At 73.5% G+C, this 21,790-nt stretch carries 18 protein-coding genes; 13 read left to right on the top strand and 5 right to left on the bottom strand.

Annotated features, from left to right (window positions below; genetic code table 11):
- Window positions 1-4 precede the first annotated feature (4 nt).
- Both AB0927_RS35180 and AB0927_RS35175 read left to right on the top strand, forming a co-directional pair.
- Entirely contained in the window at window positions 5-751 is a 747-nt protein-coding gene (locus tag AB0927_RS35180) for a GntR family transcriptional regulator (protein ID WP_366671884.1), read from the top strand.
- A 39-nt stretch (window positions 752-790) separates the two neighbouring features.
- A complete protein-coding gene (locus AB0927_RS35175; RefSeq protein WP_366671883.1) occupies window positions 791-1,555 on the top strand; it encodes a cache domain-containing protein in 765 nt (254 codons plus the stop codon).
- 11 nt (window positions 1,556-1,566) lie between these two features.
- Here AB0927_RS35175 and AB0927_RS35170 read toward each other — a convergent pair whose 3' ends face one another.
- Window positions 1,567-3,045, bottom strand: coding sequence for a glutamate-cysteine ligase family protein (locus AB0927_RS35170; RefSeq protein WP_366671882.1), 1,479 nt, complete (start codon window positions 3,043-3,045; stop codon window positions 1,567-1,569).
- 162 nt (window positions 3,046-3,207) lie between these two features.
- On the opposite strand from AB0927_RS35170, the gene AB0927_RS35165 reads away from it, so the two are divergent.
- The 5 genes from AB0927_RS35165 to AB0927_RS35145 all read left to right on the top strand — a co-directional run bounded on the left by AB0927_RS35165 (window position 3,208) and on the right by AB0927_RS35145 (window position 9,777).
- Window positions 3,208-4,011: an SDR family NAD(P)-dependent oxidoreductase gene (locus AB0927_RS35165; RefSeq protein WP_366671881.1), complete on the top strand. Its 804-nt coding sequence runs from the start codon at window positions 3,208-3,210 to the stop codon at window positions 4,009-4,011.
- Window positions 4,012-4,529: 518 nt separating this feature from the next.
- Window positions 4,530-6,419 (top strand): ABC transporter ATP-binding protein, encoded by a 1,890-nt coding sequence (locus AB0927_RS35160; RefSeq protein WP_366671880.1) that lies wholly within the window; start codon window positions 4,530-4,532, stop codon window positions 6,417-6,419.
- A gap of 143 nt (window positions 6,420-6,562) precedes the next feature.
- Window positions 6,563-7,225 (top strand): PAS domain-containing protein, encoded by a 663-nt coding sequence (locus tag AB0927_RS35155; RefSeq protein ID WP_366671879.1) that lies wholly within the window; start codon window positions 6,563-6,565, stop codon window positions 7,223-7,225.
- A gap of 19 nt (window positions 7,226-7,244) precedes the next feature.
- Window positions 7,245-8,216: a threo-3-hydroxy-L-aspartate ammonia-lyase gene (locus AB0927_RS35150; protein ID WP_366671878.1), complete on the top strand. Its 972-nt coding sequence runs from the start codon at window positions 7,245-7,247 to the stop codon at window positions 8,214-8,216.
- A gap of 109 nt (window positions 8,217-8,325) precedes the next feature.
- Window positions 8,326-9,777 (top strand): WGR domain-containing protein, encoded by a 1,452-nt coding sequence (locus tag AB0927_RS35145; RefSeq protein ID WP_366671877.1) that lies wholly within the window; start codon window positions 8,326-8,328, stop codon window positions 9,775-9,777.
- 92 nt (window positions 9,778-9,869) lie between these two features.
- Here the strand turns inward: AB0927_RS35145 and AB0927_RS35140 are convergent, their stop codons facing one another.
- Both AB0927_RS35140 and AB0927_RS35135 read right to left on the bottom strand, forming a co-directional pair.
- On the bottom strand, window positions 9,870-11,435 hold the full coding sequence (locus tag AB0927_RS35140) for a glycerol-3-phosphate dehydrogenase/oxidase (protein ID WP_366671876.1): 1,566 nt from the start codon (window positions 11,433-11,435) through the stop codon (window positions 9,870-9,872).
- Window positions 11,432-12,040, bottom strand: coding sequence for a TetR/AcrR family transcriptional regulator (locus AB0927_RS35135; protein ID WP_366671875.1), 609 nt, complete (start codon window positions 12,038-12,040; stop codon window positions 11,432-11,434). Before AB0927_RS35135 ends, AB0927_RS35140 begins: the two co-directional genes overlap by 4 nt.
- A 111-nt stretch (window positions 12,041-12,151) precedes the next feature.
- On the opposite strand from AB0927_RS35135, the gene AB0927_RS35130 reads away from it, so the two are divergent.
- From AB0927_RS35130 to AB0927_RS35110, 5 genes are all read left to right on the top strand, one after another.
- Complete coding sequence (locus tag AB0927_RS35130; protein ID WP_366671874.1) at window positions 12,152-13,744, top strand: FAD-binding oxidoreductase; 1,593 nt, start codon at window positions 12,152-12,154, stop codon at window positions 13,742-13,744.
- 35 nt (window positions 13,745-13,779) lie between these two features.
- Complete coding sequence (locus AB0927_RS35125; protein ID WP_366671873.1) at window positions 13,780-14,679, top strand: YegS/Rv2252/BmrU family lipid kinase; 900 nt, start codon at window positions 13,780-13,782, stop codon at window positions 14,677-14,679.
- A 77-nt stretch (window positions 14,680-14,756) separates the two neighbouring features.
- Complete coding sequence (locus tag AB0927_RS35120; protein WP_366671872.1) at window positions 14,757-15,095, top strand: NUDIX domain-containing protein; 339 nt, start codon at window positions 14,757-14,759, stop codon at window positions 15,093-15,095.
- 93 nt (window positions 15,096-15,188) lie between these two features.
- The gene (locus AB0927_RS35115; RefSeq protein WP_366671871.1) at window positions 15,189-16,157 is read left to right on the top strand and encodes a Dyp-type peroxidase; all 969 of its coding nucleotides are present in this window, start codon (window positions 15,189-15,191) and stop codon (window positions 16,155-16,157) included.
- Between the two features lie 23 nt (window positions 16,158-16,180).
- A complete protein-coding gene (locus tag AB0927_RS35110) occupies window positions 16,181-18,682 on the top strand; it encodes an ATP-dependent Clp protease ATP-binding subunit (protein WP_366671870.1) in 2,502 nt (833 codons plus the stop codon).
- 11 nt (window positions 18,683-18,693) lie between these two features.
- Here the strand turns inward: AB0927_RS35110 and AB0927_RS35105 are convergent, their stop codons facing one another.
- Window positions 18,694-19,665 (bottom strand): alpha/beta hydrolase, encoded by a 972-nt coding sequence (locus AB0927_RS35105; protein WP_366671869.1) that lies wholly within the window; start codon window positions 19,663-19,665, stop codon window positions 18,694-18,696.
- Window positions 19,666-19,783: 118 nt separating this feature from the next.
- On the opposite strand from AB0927_RS35105, the gene AB0927_RS35100 reads away from it, so the two are divergent.
- On the top strand, window positions 19,784-20,338 hold the full coding sequence (locus AB0927_RS35100; protein WP_366671868.1) for a YciI family protein: 555 nt from the start codon (window positions 19,784-19,786) through the stop codon (window positions 20,336-20,338).
- Between the two features lie 3 nt (window positions 20,339-20,341).
- Here the strand turns inward: AB0927_RS35100 and AB0927_RS35095 are convergent, their stop codons facing one another.
- Window positions 20,342-21,673, bottom strand: a complete 1,332-nt coding sequence (locus AB0927_RS35095) for a chloride channel protein (RefSeq protein WP_366671867.1) — start codon at window positions 21,671-21,673, stop codon at window positions 20,342-20,344.
- Window positions 21,674-21,790: the final 117 nt, after the last annotated feature.

Below are 21,790 nucleotides of genomic sequence, written 5' to 3'. Positions count from 1 at the left end.
GGTGATGGCCGTGAGGCAGGATCAGACCGACGGTGGTGCCCGCAGGGCCGTCTTCAGCCCGGTGGACAACCGGGCCCGGGTGGACACCGTCGTCCGCCGCCTCGGTGACGCCATAGAGCTGGGCCTCCTCGCCGACGGCGAGCAACTGCCGGGCGAGACCGAACTCGCCGGACGGCTCGGCGTCTCCACCGTCACCTTGCGGGAGGCCCTGATGGCCCTGCGGCAGCGGGGTCTGCTGATCACCCGCCGGGGCCGCGGCGGCGGCAGCTTCGTCTCCCTGCCCGAACTGCCCGCCGAGGACCGGCTCAGGACCCGGCTGCGCGGCTGGAGCACCGAGGAATTGCGCGACCTCGGCGACCACTGGGCCGCCCTGTCCGGCGCCGCCGCCCGGCTCGCCGCCCGGCGCACCGAACCCGAGGACCTGCGCCAACTGCGCTGCACCGCCGAGGAGTTGCGTTGCGCCGAGGACACGCCGGCGCGCGGCCGGCTGTACGGCCGGTTCCACGTCGAGCTGGCGGCCGCCGCCCAGTCCGCCCGGCTCACCCGTGAACAGGTGGCCCTCCAGGGCGAGGTGGGCGCGCTGCTCTGCCTCGTCCTGTCCGACGACCGCTGTCGTGAAGAAGTTGCGGACCGGCAGCGCGGCGTGATCTCCGCCGTGCAGGATGGGGACGACCAAACGGCCGGCACGCTGGCCGAGCGGTGCGTCAGGGAGTCGACGGCGCGGCTCGTCGCCGTACGCCTCGCCCTCTGACCGCGCCACAGTCCGGTTCCCCGTCCGCTGGAGGACACGATGGGCGTCAGCCCCGGGCTCGCCGCCCTCGGCACGGAGGCGGAGCGGTGGGTGGCAGCGCAGGTGGGCGGCGTCCTGGAGGCCGTCTTCGAGGCGGTCGCCGCCACCCGCGCCGACACGGCGGCCCTGCTCGCCCGGGTGGGCGCCGAGGGCCGCAGGGCGGCGAGCGCCGACCTCGCCGCCCTGCGGCCCGGACTCCATCAGCGCCTCACGCGAGGGGAGTTGGTCTCCGGTGCCGGCTTCGTCGCGGCTCCGGGGCTGCTCGCCGATGTGCCCGCCTGGCTGGAGTGGTGGCAGCGCGGCACCGAGGGCGACGTACGGCCCCTGCTGCTCGACCTCGACCCCGGCCGGTCGGCGTACTCCGACTACACCCACTGGGACTGGTTCGCGCTGCCCCGGGACACCGGACGGCGGGCGGTGGCCGGACCGTACGTCGACTACCTCTGCTCGGACGAGTACAGCCTCACACTGTCCGAACCGGTCTATGCCCAGGGGAAGTTCGCCGGGGTGGCCGCGGCCGACGTGTATCTGCGCCACTTCGAGGCCGCCGTTCTGCCGCTGCTGCGGCACCTCGCGCGCCCCGCCCACCTGGTGAACGCCCGCGGCCGCGTCGCCGCCTCCGCCGACCCGGAACACCTGGCCGGATCCCTCACCAGGGGCCCGGACTTCGGCCGGCTGCTGCTGGGAAAGCGCGAGTCCGGCGTCCACGAGGGCGTGCGGCTGGTGCCCTGCCGGGGCGTTCCCCTGGTGCTCGTCGTGGCCTGACCGGCCAGACCCTAGTCGACCGGCCAGGTGTGGACCGGGGCGTTGAGATGCATGTAGTCCATGTAGAGCTGCGTCATGCGCCGCAGTGCCTCATGCCGGGAGCCGTGCGTGGAGTCGAGGACGTGGTGGAACATCTCCTTCTGCCACACGGCGCCGTTGCGGGCCGCCACACAGCGCTGCTCGATGATGCCGAGCAGCGGCTCCCGCCAGGCCTCGTCCATCCCGGAGCGCTCCAGACCGCGGTGGGCCAGCGGCAGCAGCCGGCGCAGCACCAGTTCGGGTGCCGTGACCTCGCCGGCGCCGGGCCAGTACAGCAGCGCCTCCATGCCGTGCCGGGCGGCGGTGTGCAGGTTCTCCTCGGCGGCCTTGAACGACATCCGCGACCACACCGGGCGGTCCTCCTCGACCAGCGCGCGGGTGAGCCCGTAGTAGAAGGCACCGTTGGCGAGGGTGTCGGCGACGGTCGGTCCGGCGGGCAGGACCCGGTTCTCCACGCGGATGTGCGGCCGGTCGCGGGAGACGGCGTAGACGGGGCGGTTCCAGCGGTAGATCGTGCCGTTGTGCAGGGTGAGTTCACCGAGTTCGGGCACGTCGCCGCGGTCCAGTGTCTCCGCCGGGTCCTGGTCGTCGCACAGGGGGAGCAGGGCGGGGAAGTAGCGCAGGTTCTCCTCGAACAGGTCGAAGACGCTGTTGATCCACCGCTCCCCGAACCACACCCGGGGCCGTACGCCCTGCACCTTGATCTCCAGCGGGCGGGTGTCCGTGGCCTGCTCGAACAGCGGGATACGGGTCTCGTGCCACAGCTCCTTGCCGAACAGGAAGGGCGAGTTCGCCGCGAGCGCGACCTGGACGCCGGCGATGGCCTGCGCCGCGTTCCAGTAGCCGGCGAACTCCTCGGGGGAGACCTGGAGATGGAACTGGGTGCTGGTGCAGGCGGCCTCCGGGGTGATGCTGTCCGCGTAGGTGCGCAGCCGGTCGGTGCCGTCGACCTCGATGCGCAGATCCTCGCCCCGGGCCGCGAACACCTGGTCGTTGAGCAGCCGGTAGCGGGGGTTCTCCGACAGCGTCTCCTCGCCGATCTCCTCCTGGCGCAGCGTGGGCAGGATCCCGACCATGATCAGGCGGGCGCCGACCGAGCGCGCACGCGCGTCGGCGTGGTCGAGCGCGGCCCGGATCTCCGACTCCCAGGCGTCCGGACCACCCGCCGTCAACCGCCTCGGCGGCACGTTGATCTCCAGATTGAACCGGCCCAGCTCGGTGGACCACGCCGGATCGGAGATCGCGTCCAGCACATCGCTGTTGCGCATGGCGGGCTCGGCGTCGTCGTCCACCAGGTTCAGCTCTATCTCCAGGCCGACCTGCGGCCGCTCGGCGTCGAACCGAGCCTCCCGCAGCATCTTCGCGAACGCGTCCAGGCACTCCTGCATCTTGACCCGGTACCGGCGGCGGTCCTCGCGGGTGAACACGAGCGCCGGGACGTCACGCCCCATCGCCCCTCCAGGATTACCCCTCGTCGGACAGTCTCCTCACCAATGTCGCACCATCGGTGGGGGGCCACCATGCGGGTACGGGCCCACGAGGCGGTCCGCCGCGATCGGCCCGTCGGGCCCCCGCGGGGTTGAGCCCCCGCGTCGCTGGTTACCCCGGATCCCATGAACGAGGACAAGCCGCTCGCCCTGGTGACCGGGGCGTCCAGCGGAATCGGATACGCCCTGGCCAGGCAGTTCGCCGAGCACGGCTACGACCTGGTGATCAACGCCGAGGACGGCCGCCTGGAGCACGCGGCGGCGCGGCTGCGCCAGATTGGTGCCAAGGTCCGCGCCGTGACGGCGGACCTCAGGGACGCGGCCGGCGTCGACCGGCTGGTCGCCGCGACGACCGGCCTGGACATCGACGTCGCCGTGCTCAACGCCGGGGTCGGGCAGGGCGGGGCCTTCACGGACACCGACCTCGCCGACGACCTCGGCGTGATCGATCTGAACGTGACCTCGACCGTACGGCTCGCCAAACCGCTGCTGCGCGAGATGGCCCGCCGCGGCACGGGCCGGCTCGCGTTCACGTCCTCGATCGCGGCGACCGCGCCCGGCCCCTTCCAGCCCGTGTACAACGCCTCGAAGTCCTTCGTGCAGTCCTTCGCCGAGGCGCTGCGCGAGGAGAAGAAGGACACGGGCGTCAGCGTCACCGCGTTCCTGCCCGGACCGACGGACACCGACTTCTTCCGCCGGGCCGACCTCGGCGACACCAAGCTCGGGACCATGGACAAGGACGACCCGGACGACGTCGCCCGGCAGGCCTACGAGGCGATCACGCACGGCCGCGGCACCGCGGTCACCGGCTCCCTGAAGACCAAGGCCCAGGGCCTGGCGAACAAGGTCCTGCCGGACAGCGCCAAGGCCGCCATGCACCGCTCGATGACCGAACCGGGAACCGCCGAGGGCGACGACCGGCCGTCGTAGGAGGTGGGCGTCACCCGGTCGGTCCGCCTCCGATGGCCCCCGGGCGGGCGGCGACGCAAGGTCTGAACGAGATCTTCGCTCACGCGGCCTGCCCCGGCACGTCGCGGCACGCTCCAGTACTGCCCGCGGTGCGCCCTGCGTGCCGCAGCGCCCCAGACCGGCCCCCACCGCACCGCCGACGTGTCGGCACCCCGGTGACGGGCCGACCCGGGGCGGGGAACAGTGAATCCATGCGCTCGGGTAGTTCCCCGCCCCGTCCGATCACCTCGCGAGCGGTGCCCGCCCGGCCGTCGGGCGAACCCGCCCGTCACCTGCGCCCCACCCGCCTCCAGCACCGGCGTTTCGGCCACGCCCGCCCACGGGCGAGCCCTTGCGGCGCGGCGACCGCGCGTTCGGCGCCCCCGGAGCACGGGCCGCCTCTTCGTCCGGAATCGAGTGCGTTCGAATCGCCCGCCTCCTCGTTGAGCCTGGCACCGCCGGACCACCCAGGTGCGGTGCCGACCCGAGGAGGGACGCAGGTGACCGTGACCGACGCCTCGACAGAAAGCTCCCCGACACCGCCCCCGCCACCGCCGGCGACGATCGGCTATGAGGGGGAGTACGGCAAGAACCCGCTGGCCGAGGCCGGTTTCCGCACGATGTGCGGCCGGTTGCCCGCGGTGCTCGGCCGGACCGCGCGCATGGCCTGGGCGGTGGACAGGAGAGGTGTCCTCCTCCTGCTCGCGTGCCAGCTCGTCACCGGCGTCGCGGCCGCCGTCACCCTGACCGCCACCGCGCGCGCCATGACCCACATCCTCGGCACGGGCCCGGTGTCCGAACGGCTGCACGGGGCGCTGCCCGCCCTCGCCGTGGTCACCGCGGCGGCGGCCACCGGCCGGATCAGCTCGGCCCTGGCCTCCTACGCCGACGGCCGGATCACCCCGCGCCTCGTCACCGAGGCCGACGTGGCGCTCGTCTCCGCCGTCTGCCGGGTGGAGGCCTCGGCCTACGGCGAGGACGGCTTCGCCGACCGGCAGGAGGCCGCGGAGGTCGGCGTCACCCGCACCACCACGATGGTCAAGGACGCCCAGCGGTTCATGGCCGCCCTCGTCCGCATGATCGCCGCCGGCGGCGTGATCACCGCGCTGCACTGGCTGATGCTGCCGCTGTTGCTGCTGGCGGTGCTGCCCGCCGGCCTCGGGGCGGTGCTCTCGGCCCGCGTCGACTACGAGACGCACTACCTCAACCTGGCCGACCGCAACGTACGCGGCATGATGCGCTGGTGGGCCGCGTACTCCCGACACGGCGACGAGGTCCGCGCCAACGGGATGACCGGCTACCTCCTCTACTGGTACCGCGCGCTGTCCGAGCGGATCGACCGGCGCATCCTCGGTGCCGCGCCGCGCATGCTCCGCATCGTCCTCGCGACCTCCGCGCTCGGCGGCGTGTTCCTGCTCGTCACCTGGGCCGCGCTCGCCTGGCTCGCGATGACCGGGCGCGTGGCGCTGCCCGTCGCCGCCACGGCGGTCGTCGCCGTGCAGACCACGCTCGGCGCGCTGACCCAGTTCGTGCAGAACGGCGCGGCGATGTTCCACACCTCCCTCTACCTCGCCGACATGCGCTCCTTCCTCGACCTGGCGGCCGAACGCGCCCCGCGGCGCGGGGAGTCGGCGATCCCGGAGCAGGTCGAGGAGATCCGCCTCGACCAGGTCGTGCACCGCTACCCCGGCAAGGACGAGCCCGCCGTGGACGGGGTCTCCCTCACCCTGCGCCGCGGGGAGATCCTCGCGATCGTGGGCGAGAACGGCTCCGGCAAGTCCACGCTGGCCAGGCTCATCACCGGCATCCTCCTGCCGGACAAGGGCCGGGTCCTGTGGGACGGCGTCGATCTGGCGGACGCCCGGCCCGAGTCCGTCTGGTCCCGTACCGCGCTCGTGCCGCAGAACTTCGCCTGCTGGCCGCTGCGCACCCGGGAGAACGTCACCCTCGGCCAGCCGCGCACCCACGACGACGGCCCGGTCTGGGCGGCCGTGGAGGCCGTCGGCATGCGGGAGGCCGTCGAGGCGCTGCCGCACGGGCTCGACACCCTGCTCGCGCGTGAGGTCTACGGCGGCGTCGAGCTGTCCGGCGGGCAGTGGCAGCGGCTGGCCTGTGCCCGCGCGCTGTACCGCCGTACGCCCCTGCTCATCCTGGACGAGCCCACCTCGCAGATGGACGCGCGCGGCGAGCACCGCATCTTCCTGGAGATCAAGCGCGTCGCCGCCCGGCGCATGACCATCGTGGTCACCCACCAGTTGGAGAACACCCGCCTCGCGGACCGGATCGTCGTCCTGCGGCACGGCCGCATCGTGGAACAGGGCCACTACGACGAGCTGGTGAACGGGGGCGGGCTGTTCGCCGAGCTCGTCGCCCTGGCCAAGGACCGCTGAGCGGCGGGCCGCTGCCGTCGCCGGCCCGCTGCCGTCGGCGGTCCGCCGCCGTCGGTGGTCCCTGGACAGCGACGGACCGATCGCTTAGCCTCCTTGTCCAGAAATAGAATTTAAGGCCAAATGGGCCGAGGGGCAGGGGTCGGATGGACGGCGGGGCGGCGGACGAGCATCTCGTCCGGGAGGCCGAGAAGATCGCCGTCGCCCTGGGCCGGATGTTCCCGGGCCTGTGCGAGGTGGTCCTGCACGACCTGCGGGACCCGGACCACTCGATCCGGGCCATCGAGAACAACCTGTCGGGCCGGCGGGTGGGCGATCCCGCCACGGAACTGGGGCTCACCCGCATCGCCGACCCTGGCTTCCCCGATGTCGTCCAGAACTACCCCAACCGGTTCCCCGACGGCCGCCCGGCCAAGAGCACGTCCATCGGCGTCAAGAACGCGGAAGGGCGGTACATCGCGGCGATCTGCCTCAATCTCGACGTCTCCGTCCTGTCGCCGATGACGCTCACCCTGGCGAACCTCGTGGCCACCGCGAGCGGACACGGCGACAAGCCCCTGGAGACACTGCGCGACCGCCACGCACGCGAACTGCGCCGGGCGGTGGAGGAGTTCTCCGCCGAGCGCGGCGCCCCGCCCCGGTCGCTGAGCCGGACGGACAAGAAGGCGCTCGTGCAACAGCTCAGCGGAGACGGCTACTTCGAGTCCCGGGACGCCGCCCGGACCATCGCCGACCTCCTCGGCGTGTCCCGGGCGACTGTCTACAACTACGCCAAGCCGCCGTCCGAACCGCACCGCACAGAGAAATGAACAGAAAGAGGACTCCGCCATGTCCGGCGCCGACCTGCCCGTGACCTTCGACGACATCCGCGCGGCCGCCGCGCGCATCAAGGGTTTCGCCCACCGCACACCGGTCCTCACCTCGCGCACCCTCGACGAGCGGGTGGGCGCCGAGGTGTTCATCAAGTGCGAGAACCTCCAGCGCATGGGCGCCTTCAAGTTCCGCGGCGCCTACAACGCCGTCGCCGGGCTCGCGCCCGAGGAACTGGCCAAGGGCGTCGCCGCGTTCTCCTCCGGCAACCACGCCCAGGCCACCGCCCTCGCCGCCCGCGAACTGGGCACCAGCGCCGTCATCCTGATGCCCGAGGACGCCCCGCGCTCCAAGATGGAGGCCACCGCCGGGTACGGCGCCGAGATCGTCACCTACGACCGCTACACCGAGGACCGCGTCGCGCTCGGCCGGGCGCTCGCCGAGGAGCGGGGCCTGACCCTGATCCCGCCCTACGACCACCCGGACGTCATCGCCGGCCAGGGCACCGCCGCCCTCGAACTCCTGGAGGAGACAGGCCCGTTGGACGCGCTGCTGGTGCCCGTCGGAGGCGGCGGCCTGCTCGCCGGCAGCGCCGTCGCGGCCAAGGGGCTGCACCGGGACATCCGGGTCATCGGGGTGGAGCCGGAGGGCAGCGACGACACCAAGCGGTCCCTGGAGAGCGGGGCCCGGGTGACGGTCCCGGTGCCCCGCACCATCGCCGACGGCCAGGCCGTCGCGGTCCCCGGCGAGCTGACCTTCAGCATCAACCGGCACCTGGCCGACTCCGTCGCCCTGGTCACCGACGCCGAGATCCTCGACGCCATGCGCTTCGCCTTCGACCGCCTCAAGACCGTCTTCGAGCCCAGCGGCGCCACCGGCCTGGCCGCCCTCCTCGCGGGCCGCGTCGACGACCTCCCGCCCCGCGTCGGCATCATCGCCTCGGGCGGCAACATCGACGCGCGCCGCTTCACGGAGCTGCTCGGCGGCTGAGTGGTGGGCCGCCCTCGCCGTCCGGTCGGTTGTCAGTGCCCCCGCCTACGGTGTGACCAGTGAGGACCCGCGGGTACGGCCGCTGGTCCGCTGTGGGGAGGGGTGTGCCATGTCTGCGGTGTCCGCGGGGGAGACGACGTATCTGGAGCTGTCCCAGGAGAGCGGCGGCGCGCACAAGTTCTACGAGGTGAGCGTGGACGGGCTGGTGGTGACGGTGCGGTACGGCCGGATCGGGTCCGGCGGCCAGACGCAGACCAGCACGTTCCCGACCGTGCAGAAGGCGCGGGCCGCCGCGGCGAAGAAGGTGGGGGAGAAGGTCCGCAAGGGGTACGCCCCGGCGGTGCCGGGCGGCCGGGCCCCGCGGCCGGTGACCCGGCGTCAGGTCAGCTCGGCCCCGTCCACCGCCCGCGCCGTGGCGCCGGTGCTGTGGCGGTTCCGTACCGGCTCGGCGGCGTTCGGCATCCATGTGGACGACGAGCACTGCTGGGTCGGCAACCAGGCGGGCGACGTCTACACCCTGGACCACGAGGGCGCGGTGCTGGCCCGCTTCGGCCTGCCGGACGGCGTCAAGTGCCTGGTCGCCGACGACTTCTGGATCTACGCGGGCTGCGACGACGGCAAGGTCTACGATCTGTCCGCCAAAGTGCCCTTCGCCGCCTACGACATCACCGCCGACGTCGACATCTTCTGGCTGGACATCCACGAGGGCGTGCTGAACGTCTCGGACCGCGCGGGCCGGCTCACGGTCATCGACCACGAGGACGAACACCAGTGGGCCCGCCGCAGCCAGGGTGAGCACGCCTGGATGGTGCGCGCCGACGACCACGCCGTCTACCACGGCCACCAGCGGGGCGTCACCGCCTACCGCCCCGACGGCGGCGGCGAACTGTGGCACACCCGCACCCGCGGCGGGGTGCTGTTCGGCTGGCAGGAGGACGACGTGGTGTACGCGGGCACCGGGCAGCGCGTGGTGCAGCGGCTGTCGAAGGCGACCGGCGCGATCGAGGCGACGTACGCCTGCGACAGCGCGGTGTACTCGTGCGCCACCTCACCGGGCGGCCGGTTCGTGTTCGCCGGGGACTCCTCGTCCTCCGTCTACTGCTTCGACCAAGACGGCACCCGGCTGTGGAAGCTCGGCACGGGCAGCGGCTCGGCGCTGTCGATGCAGTACCGCGACGAGCGGCTGTACCTGGTGACCACGGACGGCTCCCTGGCGTGCGTGGACGCGAGCGAGGCCGCGATCGGCGCGGCCCAGCAGGGCTCGGTGCCGGTGGTGCGCGACGTCAAACTCGCCGCCGCCCTCCCGGCCCACGCCCCGGCCACGGCCGTCGAGGCCGTCGCCACCGTGGCCCAGGCCCCGTCCGGCACGGTCGTCGTGGAGTGCGTCCAGGAGGCCGGCCGGGTGCGGGTGCACGTGGTCTCCGGCGGCTACGACTCCTCCTGGAACGTCCAGTTCCCGCGCGCGATACGCGTGCCGGGCGCGCGCTACGTCGTGGACGCGCTGCACCCGGCGGCGGGCGGTTTCTACCGGGTGCGGGGAGACATCCGCCGGCTGGTGTGAGGCGGTGCGGCGCCGACGGCCGCTTCCCGGAACCGTGCCGCCCGGCCGCGGGTCGGAGACGCCGCCTCCGCACGGCCGCGTCCCGCCGCACCTCAGCCCCGGACGCCCTCCGCCACCACCTCCCGCGCGACCCCCAGCGCCTGCTCCCGGTCCTGCGGGACCAGGCCGATGCGGGTGCGCCGGTCCAGCAGGTCGGACTCGTCCAGGGCGCCCTCGTGCCGGGCCGCCCACACGAGTTCGGCGCGGGTGACCGGGTGGCCGGGCAGGACCGGCTCGGCGAGGGCGGGGTCCTCGGCGGCGAGGGCGTGGACGGCGAGGGCCTCGGTGCCGTAGCGCCGGATCAGCCGGTGCGGCACCGGCAGGGCGCGCAGCCGTTCGGGCGCGCTGGCGCCGACCAGCGGCAGGCCGGCGGTGGGGGACGGGGGTACGGAGAGCCCCCGGGCCGCGGTCGCGGCGTCCACCGCGTCCTGCGCCATCCGGCGGTATGTGGTGAGCTTGCCGCCGACCACCGTGGTCACGCCGTCCGGCGAGGTCAGCACCGCGTGCCGGCGCGAGATGTCGGAGGTGCGGGCCTGCGCGCCGTCCGCCGAGGTGTCGAGCAGGGGCCGCAGCCCGGCGAAGGCGCCGACGACCTCGTCCCGGGCGACGGGCACGTCCAGGGCCGAACCGAGCACGTCCAGCAGGAAGCCGATGTCCGTCTCCGGCACCTCCGGCACATCGGGGACGCCGCCCTCGACCGGCTCGTCGGTGAGGCCGACGTAGACCCGGCCGTCCCCCTGGGGCAGCACCAGCACGAAGCGGTTGGTCTCGCCGGGGATCGGGATGTGCAGGCCGGCGGGCAGGTCCCCGAGCCGTTCCGAGCGCAGGACGAGATGGGTGCCGCGCGAGGGCCGGATCCGGATGCCCTCGACCAGGCCGCCCGCCCACACCCCGGCGGCGTTGATCACGGCGCGGGCCCTGATCTCGCCTTCCTCGCCGGTGAGTTCGTCGCGGACGCGGGCGCCCGTACCGGTCAGCTCCAGCACCCGCGCCCGGGTCAGCACCCGCGCGCCGTGCGCCGCGGCCGTGCGGGCCAGCGCGGTCACCAGCCGGGCGTCGTCGGTCACCCGGCCGTCCCAGGACAGCAGCCCGCCGCGCAGCCCGGCCCCCCGCACCGCGGGCGCCAGGTGCCGCGCCTCCGTCGCCGACAGCCGGCGCGGCGCGGGCAGCACCTGGCGCGGGGTCCGCGCGGCCAGCCGCAGCATGTCCCCGGCCCGCAACCCGGCCCAGGCGATGGAGGCCTGAGCCGTCGACACCATCGGCGTCAGCGGCAGCACGAAAGGCTGCGCGGCCACCAGATGCGGGGCGGTGCGGGTCATCAGCACCCCCCGCTCAACCGCGCTCTCGTGCGCCACCTCGAACTGCGCGGACGCCAGGTAGCGCAGCCCGCCGTGGATGAGCTTGGAGCTCCAGCGCGAGGTGCCGAAGGCCAGGTCGTGGGCGTCCACCGCGACGACGTCCAGACCGCGGGCCGCCGCGTCCAGGGCGACCCCGGCGCCGGTGGCGCCGAGCCCCACGACCAGGACGTCGGCCACCCGGCCGTCCGCGGCCTCGGTCAGTTCCCGGGAACGCCGGGCCGCGCTGAGGGACGAGCCGGGTATCGCCTCGGTGTGGCTCATGGCGTGAGGATCCTCTCCAGGAGGGTGCGCAGCTCGCCGAGGAAGGCGGCGGAGTCCAGCTCCGGGTCGTCCTCGTCGGTCATGGTGCGCAGGGACAGGGCGAAGGACTGCACCGTCAGCAGCAGGGTGCGGGCCTGCCGTTCGGGGTGGCAGGGGCGTACCGAGCCGTCCGCGTGGCCCTCGCGCAGGCTCTCCGAGAGCAGGGCGAGCAGCGCCAGTTGGCTCGCCCCGCGCCGGTCGAGGACATAGGGGAGCAGCAGCTCCGGATCGACGTCGATGATCTTGCGGAACAGAGGGTGCGCCCGGAACGCCTGGACGCCCACCACCATCCCCTCCACGATCCGGGCGCGCGTGTCGAGGCCGGGCGCGGGCTCGGGGATCGCGCGGGTGGCCACGTCGATCCACTCGCGGGTCATCAGATCGCCCACCAGGGTCCGCAGATCGGGCCAGCGGCGGTACAGGGTCATCCGGGAGACGCCGGCGCGGCGGGCCACGTCGGCGAGGGTCGTGCGGCGGACCCCCACGGCCAGCACGCAGTCGCGCACCGCGTCGAGCACCGGATCGCTCTCCGTGCCTTCCGAACCATTGTGACGAATAGGCGTCATGTGTAACAGTGTAACGCCCCCGGGTCGGGCAGAACCAGCGGACCGCCGCCGTACGGTCCGCCGCACACCGCCCCGGACCGAGCACACCGACCTTGTGAGGACGACCGTTCAATGGACATGCTGTGGAACGGCTGGGGCGACCCGGCCAAGGCGGCACCGCTGCCCGACTCGGTGACCGGGCTGCTGCGCGACCTGCTCGGCGTCAAGCCGCGCAGCACCCCCGCGCTCGCCCTGGACGACCTCGGCCTGCCCGCCCCCACGGCCGGCCCCGCCGCCCTCGCGGCGCTCGCCGAGGCGGCCGGCGGTGCCGAACACGTCCGCACGGACGCCGAGAGCCGGGTCCGGCACACCCGCGGCAAGTCCACCCCCGACCTGCTGCGCATCCGCACCGGCGACGTCACCGACGTGCCGCAGGCCGTGGTGCTGCCCGCCACCCACGACGAGGTCCTCGCCGTGCTCCGCGCCTGCGCGACCCACGGCCTGGCCGCCGTCCCGTTCGGCGGGGGCACCTCCGTCGTCGGCGGACTCGCCCCCGAGCGCGGCGCGTTCGTCGCCCTGGACCTGCGCCGCATGAACCGGCTGCTCGCCCTGGACCCCGTCTCGCGCACCGCCGTCCTCCAGCCAGGACTGCGCGCCCCCGAGGCCGAGACCCTCCTCGCCGAACAGGGCTTCACCCTCGGCCACTTCCCGCAGTCCTTCGAGTGGGCCACCATCGGCGGCTTCGCCGCGGCCCGCTCCAGCGGCCAGGCCTCCGCCGGCTACGGCCGCTTCGACGAGATGGTCCTCGGCCTCAGCCTCGCCACTCCCCAGGGCACCGTCGAGACCGGCCGCGCCCCCCGGTCCGCCGCGGGCCCCGATCTGCGCCAGCTGATCCTCGGCTCCGAGGGCGCCTTCGGCGTCATCACCTCCGTCACCGTGCGCGTCCGGCCCCTCCCCGAGACGAAGATCTACGAGGGCTGGCGGTTCGCCTCCTTCGAGGAGGGCGCCGCCGCGCTGCGCCGGCTCGCCCAGGACGGACCGCGGCCGACCGTGCTGCGCCTGTCGGACGAGACGGAGACCCTGATCGGCCTCGCCTCGCCCGACAAGATCGGCACCTCCCTCGGCCAGAGCGACGCCGGCTGCCTCGCCATCACCGGCTACGAGGGCACGGCCGAGGAGACCGCGCACCGCCGCGAGCGGGCGGCCGCAGTCCTCACCGCCTGCGGCGGCACCCCGCTCGGCACGGAACCCGGCGAGCGCTGGGCCCACGGCCGCTTCTCCGCGCCGTACCTGCGCGACGCCCTCCTCGACGTCGGCGCCTTCGCCGAGACCCTGGAGACCGCCGCCTTCTGGTCCCGCGTCCCCGAGCTGTACGCGGCCGTGCGCACCGCGCTCACCGACACCCTCACCCGCTCCGGCACCCCGCCGCTGGTGATGTGCCACATCTCCCACGTGTACGAGAACGGCGCCTCCCTGTACTTCACCGTCGTCAGCGCCCAGGGCGAGGACCCGGTGGCCCACTGGACGCCCGCCAAGCACGCTGCCAACGAGGCCGTGCTCGCCGCCGGCGGCACCATCTCCCACCACCACGGGGTGGGCACCGACCACCGGGACTGGTATGTCAGGGAGGCCGGAGAGCTGGCCGTCGAGGCACTGCGCGCCGTCAAGCGCCGCCTGGACCCCGACGGGCTGCTCAACCCCGGCGTCCTGCTGCCCACCGACTGACCCCACCCGAACCGCCTGCCCCGGAGGCACCCCCGATGCGCCAGTTCACCGCCGTCGTCAACCCGACCGCGGGCGGCTCCACCGCGGCGGCCACGCTGCTCCAGGTGGCCCGCCTGCTGAGGGAGGCCGGGGCCGGTCTGGAGACCGAGTACAGCCACAGCCTGGCGCACGCCCAGGACATCGCCCGCCGGGCCGGTGAGCGCGGGCGGATCGTGCTGGCCGTCGGCGGCGACGGCATCACCGGCGGCATCGGCGGCGCGCTGAGCGGCACCGGGACCGTCTTCGGGCTCGTACCGGCCGGGCGCGGCAACGACTTCGCCCGCGCCCTCGATCTGCCGGCCGACCCCGCCGCGCTCGCCGACATCCTGCTGCACGCCGAGCCCCGGCCCGTCGACACCATCGAGGTGGAGTCCGCCGTCCACCAGCGCACCGTGGTCCTCGGCAGCGTCTACGCCGGGGTCGACGCGCTGGCCAACCGGCACGCCAACCACGCCCGGCTGCTGCGCGGCTCCGCCTCCTACTACGCGGGCGGCCTGCGCGCGGTGACCACCTGGCGGCCGGCCGACTACCGCGTCACCGTCGACGGCGCGGAGCACCGCCACCGCGGCTACACGGTCGTCGCCGCCAACTCCCCCTACTACGGCTCCGGCCGGCAGATCGCGCCCGGCGCCCGGGTCGACGACGGCCTGCTGGACGTCGTGATGATCCGGGAGGCGCCCCGCCGGCTGTTCTTCACCCTGATGAACGAGCTGAAGTCCGGCACCCACGTACACCGCCCCGAAGTGCGCGTCCTGCGCGCCAGGGAGCTGCGCGTCGAGGCCACCCGCCCCGTCCCCTACGGCGCCGACGGCGAGGTGGAGGCCACCTTGCCGGTGACCGTGCGGGTACGGCCGGGGGACCTGCCGGTGCTGTACCGGCCGGCGGACCCCGCCTGAACCCGTGTGCCGCCCCTCACGCGGGGTAGGTGTGCGACGACGGGGGGAGAGGTCGTCGCGACAAGGGGGCAGGGCACATGGAGAACCTCGTACGGGCCGTCGTCGTGTACGACGGGCGGCTGCTGCTGGTGCGGGAGACGGAGGACTGGGAGCTGCCGTCGGGCACCGGTCAGCCGGCCGAGACGGCGAAGGCCGCCGCCGCACGCGTCGTCTACGAACTCACCGGCTACCTGGCCGACGGCTCGGCGACGCTGGACGGCGCCTCGGCCGTGGTGTGCCAACTCCTCAGCGAGGGCCCCTCGGAGGGCGCCCGGCTCGCGCCCGCGCGGGTCCGCTGGACGCCGATCGAGGAGACCGTGTCCATCACGCTGCCCCCGGCCGTGCGCGACTACATCGGGGGGCACACGCCCGTGTGACCCCCGCCGGCCGGGCCCACGACCTGCCGGGGCCGCCGGGCCGCGTCATGCTGGAACGGTCCGGCTCCGCCCCGTACGAGGAGGCAGGTCCCCGTGCCCGAGTCGCAGCCCGTCGTCGTGCCGCCCGCCAGAGCCGCCGTCTTCCTCGTCGTCACCATCGACCAGGGCGGCGAGGACACCGTCCGGGACCTGCTCCAGGACGTGTCCGCGCTGCGGCGTTCGGTCGCCTTCCGGGCCCCGCCCGAGGAGCTGAGCTGCGTCGTCGGCATCGGGTCCGCCGCCTGGGGCCGGCTGTTCACCGGGCCGCGCCCCCGCGACCTGCACCCCTTCAGGGAACTGGCGGGACCTCGCCACCGGGCCCCGGGCACCCCCGGCGACCTCCTCTTCCACGTCCGCTGCCGCCGGATGGACCTCTGCTTCGAGCTGGCCCGCCTGTTCGCCGAACGGCTCGACGGCGCGGCCACCGTGGTGGACGAGGTGCACGGCTTCAAGTTCTTCGACGAACGCGATCTGCTCGGCTTCGTGGACGGCAGCGAGAACCCCGAGGGCGAGACCGCCGACGACGCGGTGTTCGTCGGCGACGAGGACCCCGCGTTCCGCGGCGGCAGCTATGTGATCGTGCAGAAGTACCTGCACAACATGAAGGCGTGGAACGCCCTGCCGGTCGAGGAACAGGAGAAGGCCATCGGGCGGACCAGGCTCGCCAACATCGAACTGCCCGACGACGTGAAACCCGCCGACTCCCACGTCGCCCTCAACACCGTCACCGACGAACACGGCGACGAACGCCGGATCGTGCGCGAGAACATGCCCTTCGGGAACATCGCGCACGGCGAGTTCGGCACCTACTTCATCGGATACGCCCGCACGCCCGAGGTCACGGAGTCCATGCTGCGGAACATGTTCCTCGGTCGGGACCCCGCACAGCACGATCGCATCCTCGACTTCTCCGTGCCGGTCACGGGCTCCCTCTTCCACGTGCCGACCCTCGCCTTTCTCGACGATCTCCCCGCCCGGCCTCCGCTTGCGGGCCACTCGGCGCGGGGTTTCAGTGAATACTGACCCCTTGCGCCCCAGGAGTTCTCATGTCGATGTCGTTCGGCGCCCCGTTCGCTTCGCCGGATCCGTTCAGTGAACTGTTGAATCGTTTCTTCGGGATGTCGCCGGCGTCCTCGCCGCCCGCGGTGCAGCGGGTGCCGATGGGCCGGCTGCTGACGGAGCCGTCACAGGAACTCCTCGGCCTGGCCGCCCGGCGGGCCGCCGAGGACGGCACCTCCGACCTCGACACCGAGCATCTGCTGTGGGCGGCCACGAAGGTCGAGCCCTCGCGCAGGCTCCTGCTCCAGGTGGACGTGGACCCCGACACCCTCGCCGAGGAGATCGCGAGAATCCTGCCCCGCGAGTCCGGCCAGCCCGCCGCGCGCCCCGGGCTCACCCCGGCGGCCAAGCGCACCCTCAGCGCCGCCTTCGCCCAGTCCCAGGCGGCCGGGGTGTCGTACATCGGACCCGAACACATCCTCGCCGCGCTGCTCGGCGACAGCGACGCCGGTGCCTCCCGGCTGCTGCGGGCCGAGGGCCTGGACACCCGGAAGCTGGTGGGCCTCGCCGAACAGGCCGCCCGCACCGAGAACGCGCCCGCCGAGCGCAGGGAGCCGGCCACCGCACTGGACGAGTTCGGCCGCGACCTGACCGACGAGGCCAGGGCCGGCCGGCTGGACCCGGTGGTGGGCCGCGCCGAGGAGATCGAGCAGACCGTCGAGATCCTGTCCCGGCGCTCGAAGAACAACCCCGTGCTGATCGGCGAACCCGGCGTGGGCAAGACCGCCATCGTGGAGGGCCTCGCCCAGCGCATCGTGGCCGGCGAGGTCCCCGCCATCCTGAAGGACAAGCGGGTCGTCGCGCTCGACCTGTCGGGCATGGTGGCCGGCGCCCAGTACCGGGGCCAGTTCGAGGAGCGGCTGAAGAACGTCATCGAGGACGTCCAGGCCGCGAGCGGCGGGATCATCCTCTTCATCGACGAGTTGCACACGGTGGTCGGCGCCGGGGCCACCGGCGAGGGCTCCATGGACGCGGGCAACATGCTCAAACCCGCCCTGGCACGCGGCGAGTTGCACGTCGTCGGCGCCACCACCATCGACGAGTACCGCAAGTACGTGGAGAAGGACGCCGCCCTGGAGCGCCGGTTCCAGCCGGTGATGGTGCCCGAGCCGACCGTCGAGGAGACGGTGCAGATCCTCGAAGGACTGCGGGACGTCTACGAGGCGCACCACCAGGTCCGCTTCGACGACGACGCGTTGGCCGCCGCCGCGGAAATGTCCGACCGGTACGTCACCGACCGCTTCCTGCCCGACAAGGCCATCGACGTCATGGACCAGGCGGGCGCCCGGGTACGGCTGCGCAGCGCCGGCCGCTCCACCGAGGTCGTCAGCCGCGAGGACCGTATCGCCAAGCTGCGCCGTGAACTCGAACAGGCCGTGGCCGCCGAGGACTTCGAGCGGGCCTCGGAACTGAAGCGGGAGGTCTTCGAGACCGAGGCCGAACTCGCCGGTATCGAGGAGCGCCGGGAGGGCGTCGTCTCCGTCACCGCCTCCGACATCGCGGACGTCGTCTCCCGGCGCACCGGGATCCCCGTCTCCCAGCTCACCGCGAGCGAGAAGGAGAAACTCCTCAAGCTGGAGGAGGCGATGCACGCCCGCATCGTCGGCCAGGACGAGGCGGTCACCGCGGTCTCCCAGGCCGTACGCCGCAACCGCGCGGGCATGGGCGACCCCGACCGGCCGGTCGGCTCCTTCCTGTTCCTCGGCCCCACCGGTGTCGGCAAGACCGAACTCGCCAAGACACTCGCCGAGTTGCTGTTCGGCGAGGAGGACCACATGGTCCGCTTCGACATGAGCGAGTTCCAGGAGAAGCACACCGTCGCCCGCCTCGTCGGCGCCCCGCCCGGATACGTCGGCTACGAGGAGGCCGGCCAGCTCACCGAGAAGGTGCGCCGGCAGCCGTACAGCGTCGTGCTGTTCGACGAGGTGGAGAAGGCGCACCCCGACGTCTTCAACACCCTGCTCCAGATCCTGGACGACGGGCGCCTCACCGACTCCCAGGGCCGTACCGTCGACTTCCGGCACTGCGTCGTCATCATGACGTCCAACATCGGCGCGCACCGCATCCTCGACCACAAGGGCGACGTGTCGGAACTGAAGGACGAGTTGATGGAGGACCTGCGGGACCGCTTCCTGCCGGAGTTCCTCAACCGCATCGACGACATCATCATCTTCCACGGGCTCACCGCGGACGATCTGTCGGAGATCGTGGACCATCTGCTGGACCGGAGCAAACACCGGGTGCACGCCCAGGGAATGACGCTGGACGTCACGGACTCCGCGAAGAAGCTGCTCATCGCGCACGGCCACCAGCCGGAGTTCGGCGCCCGCCCGCTGCGCCGCACCATCCAGACGGAGCTCGACAACCGCATCGCCACGCTGCTGCTCAGCGGCGAGGCCGAGCCCGGGGACACCATCGTCGCCGACGTGGTGAAGGACTCCCTGCACTGCACGGTCGACAAGGCCGGCAAGACCGACGAGAACGCCTGAAGCGTCCCGCCTCAGCCCGCGTGCAGCGCCTGGCGCAGGGTGCGGACCGCCAGGTCGACGGCCGTCCGTGCCGCGTGGGTGTCGCGCAGGGCGTCGAGCATGACGAAGTCGTGGATGATGCCCTGGAACCGCACGGCGGTCACCGGGACGCCGGCCGCGCGGAGCTTGGCCGCGTAGGCCTCGCCCTCGTCGCGCAGCACGTCCGCCTCGCCGGTGATGACCAGCGCGGGCGGCAGGCCGCTGAGCTGCTCGGTGGTGGCGCGCAGCGGCGAGGCGGTGATCTGGGCGCGGTCGGAGGCGTCGGGCGTGTACTGGTCCCAGAACCACCGCATCCCGTCGCGGCGCAGGAAGTAGCCGGTGGCGAACTGGTGGTACGACGGCGTGTCGAAGTTCGCGTCGGTGACCGGGTAGAACAGCACCTGCTGGACCAGCGCGGGGCCGCCGCGCTCCTTGGCCATCAGGGTGAGGGCGGCGCTCATGTTGCCGCCGACCGAGTCCCCGGCCACGGCCAGCCGGGAGCCGTCCAGGTCCTTGGTCGCGCCCTGCTCCACCACCCAGCGGGCGACGGTGTGGTTCTGCTCGATGGCGACGGGGTAGCGGGACTCGGGCGAGAGGTCGTACTCGGGGAAGACCACCGCGGCCCGCGCCCCGACGGCCAGTTCGCGCACCAGCCGGTCATGGGTGTGGGCGTTGCCGAACACCCAGCCGGCGCCGTGCAGGTAGAGGATGACCGGGAGGCTGCCGGAGACCCCGGGTGGCCTGACGATCCGCGCCCGGACGCTGCCGGTCGGCCCGCCCGAGACGGTGATCCACTCCTCGTCGACCGCCGGTTTCCCGACGTCCCCGGACTGCACCTCGTCGACCGCCTTGCGGCCCTCCGCGGGTGGCAGTTCGAACAGGAACGGCGGGTTCGCGGTCGCCGCGGCGAACTCGGCCGCCGCGGGTTCCAGTACCGGCTGTGCGGGCGCTACGGCGTCGGACATCGCTTCTCCTCGGCATCTTCCGGCGACCGGACCTGCGGGCGGACGGCCGCCGTCCCCACCCTGCCCGCTTTCTCCCGGCGCCGCACGCGGAGCGCCCCCGGTGCGAGAGGGTGTGCCCATGGAATTCCTCTGCCACCACCGCGACCGGTCCGGCTCCCTCCCGCTCCGCATGGAGTTGCTAGAGGAGCACTGGGCCTACATGGACCGGTTCGACAAGGAGATGATCGCCCGCGGTCCGACGCTCGCGGAGGACGGTTCGGCGCCCACCGGCAGCGTGCACATCCTGGACCTGCCGGATGCCGCGACCGCCCGGGCGTTCGCCTTCGAGGAGCCCGGCTGGCAGGCGGGCGTCTACCGGGACGTGCTGCTGCGGCGCTGGCGCAATCTGCTCGGGCGCACCATGTGGGACTTCCCCGGCGGCCGTACCGGCGGTAACCGCTACCTGGTGCTCGGCCTCGGCGCGGGCGAGGCCGCCGACCTCACGGTTCCGGCCGGGCGCGGCGACGATCTCATCGCCTACGGTCCCCTGCTCTCCGACGACGCCACCGCCTGGCTGGGCACGGCGGCCCTGCTCAGGGCCCCCGACCCGGCCGCCGCCCGTGCCCTGCTGACCCGGGACCGTTACGCCGACGTGGAGGTCCACCCCTGGCAGTTCGGCGGTCGGGCGGAGTGAACCCTATGCGTCGGCCGGCGTGGGCGCCGACCGGCGGTGGCCCCGCAGACGGCTGACGAGGAGGGCGGTCACCGCCGCGAGGACGATGAGCGGCATCTGGTTGTACGCGTCGCGGCCGAGCAGCAGTACGGCCAGGACGCAGCTGGTGAGGGGCTGCCCGGTGACGACCGTCGTCGCCGCCGTGATGCCGAGCGCGAACGCAGGGGTGGCCCCGAGGCCGGGCAGGCCCGCGCAGGCAAGGCCGGTCGCCGCCCCGATCAGCACGGCCGGGAAGATCGGGCCGCCGCGCAGGCTGCCCAGGCTGACGCCCCAGGCGAGCGCCTTGCAGCCGACCAGGGCCACCAGCGCGAGCACGGACCAGCCGTGCGGGTTCTCGGCCAGTCGCCCGAGCGTCGCCTGTCCCGACAGCGCCGCCTCCTCGGGCGAGCGGCCGGTCAGCAGGGCGTACGCCGTCAGACAGACCCCCACGGCCATGGCGCACGCCACGGTGCGCACCGCCGTACCGCGCGCGGAGGTCCACCGGTGGGTGTGCTCGCCGAGCCCGTGGGCCGCCGAGACGAGTACGGCGATCAGCGCGGCCGCCGGCAGCCCCCACAGGAAGTCGCCCGCGTCCGGGACGGTGTTCGGCGGCACCGTCGGCAGCGCGAGGGCGCCGATCGACAGGCCGGTCCAGTGGCCGAACCCGGTGAACACGAGCGCGCCGGCCCCGCTCGCGGTCAGACACGGCAGCAACAGCACGGCGAGCCGGGGCCCGGCGAGACCGGCGGCTTCCACGACCATGATGGCGGCCACCACCGGACCGCCCAGAATGGTGGAGATGGCCGCCGTGGACCCCGCGGTGGCCACGACCGCGACCGAGGCGGGATCGGCCGGATGCCGCCGCAGCGCGCGCACCCCGAGCAGGGCGAGCGCGGACCCGACCGCCATCAGCGGCGCCTCGGGACCGAGGGTCACGCCCAGCGGAAGGGTGAGTACGGCGGCCAGCGCCACGCCCGGCAGCGCCCGGGGGCCGATGGGATCGCCGCCCAGACCGTGCACCGGGACATGCCCGCCGGCCCCGGGCAGCCGGGTGACGACGGGGGCGAGGATCAGTCCGGCCGGCGTCAGCGCGGGCAGCGGCCACCACCAGGGGGCGCGCCCGAACCCGAGCGCGTGCGGCAGCTCCTGCCACACCTGGTGCTGGAGCCAGTGCTGGAGGCCGACGAAGAAGAAGCTGGCGAGCGCGATGGGCACGCCGAGGCACAGCGAGAGGGGAAGGAGCCGGAGATAGCCGCGGCTCAGCAGCACCCGCCCGGGGTCGCCGGCCGCGGGGGACCGCCCGACCGTGCCGCTCACGCCCGCTCCACCTCCACCGCCCACGGCGCCCATGGGTGGCGTTCGGCAACGCACCGGGCGGGCTTCAGTAAACGGCCGCCCGGCCCGCACCGCATCTCGGGATACGCCCGACGAGTC

The sequence above is a fragment of the Streptomyces sp. NPDC048106 genome (assembly GCF_040706415.1).
Classification (GTDB): domain Bacteria; phylum Actinomycetota; class Actinomycetes; order Streptomycetales; family Streptomycetaceae; genus Streptomyces.
This window is presented reverse-complemented; position numbering and strand designations above follow the sequence as displayed.

Bases quoted from the DNA above. Each gene is read 5' to 3' on its own strand.
- AB0927_RS35180 (WP_366671884.1), top strand. From the start codon at position 5: ATGGCCGTGAGGCAGGATCAGACCGACGGTGGTGCCCGCAGGGCCGTC.
- AB0927_RS35175 (WP_366671883.1), top strand. From the start codon at position 791: ATGGGCGTCAGCCCCGGGCTCGCCGCCCTCGGCACGGAGGCGGAGCGG.
- AB0927_RS35170 (WP_366671882.1), bottom strand. From the start codon at position 3,045: ATGGGGCGTGACGTCCCGGCGCTCGTGTTCACCCGCGAGGACCGCCGC.
- AB0927_RS35165 (WP_366671881.1), top strand. From the start codon at position 3,208: ATGAACGAGGACAAGCCGCTCGCCCTGGTGACCGGGGCGTCCAGCGGA.
- AB0927_RS35155 (WP_366671879.1), top strand. From the start codon at position 6,563: ATGGACGGCGGGGCGGCGGACGAGCATCTCGTCCGGGAGGCCGAGAAG.
- AB0927_RS35150 (WP_366671878.1), top strand. From the start codon at position 7,245: ATGTCCGGCGCCGACCTGCCCGTGACCTTCGACGACATCCGCGCGGCC.
- AB0927_RS35145 (WP_366671877.1), top strand. From the start codon at position 8,326: ATGTCTGCGGTGTCCGCGGGGGAGACGACGTATCTGGAGCTGTCCCAG.
- AB0927_RS35140 (WP_366671876.1), bottom strand. From the start codon at position 11,435: ATGAGCCACACCGAGGCGATACCCGGCTCGTCCCTCAGCGCGGCCCGG.
- AB0927_RS35135 (WP_366671875.1), bottom strand. From the start codon at position 12,040: ATGACGCCTATTCGTCACAATGGTTCGGAAGGCACGGAGAGCGATCCG.
- AB0927_RS35130 (WP_366671874.1), top strand. From the start codon at position 12,152: ATGGACATGCTGTGGAACGGCTGGGGCGACCCGGCCAAGGCGGCACCG.
- AB0927_RS35125 (WP_366671873.1), top strand. From the start codon at position 13,780: ATGCGCCAGTTCACCGCCGTCGTCAACCCGACCGCGGGCGGCTCCACC.
- AB0927_RS35120 (WP_366671872.1), top strand. From the start codon at position 14,757: ATGGAGAACCTCGTACGGGCCGTCGTCGTGTACGACGGGCGGCTGCTG.
- AB0927_RS35110 (WP_366671870.1), top strand. From the start codon at position 16,181: ATGTCGATGTCGTTCGGCGCCCCGTTCGCTTCGCCGGATCCGTTCAGT.
- AB0927_RS35105 (WP_366671869.1), bottom strand. From the start codon at position 19,665: ATGTCCGACGCCGTAGCGCCCGCACAGCCGGTACTGGAACCCGCGGCG.
- AB0927_RS35100 (WP_366671868.1), top strand. From the start codon at position 19,784: ATGGAATTCCTCTGCCACCACCGCGACCGGTCCGGCTCCCTCCCGCTC.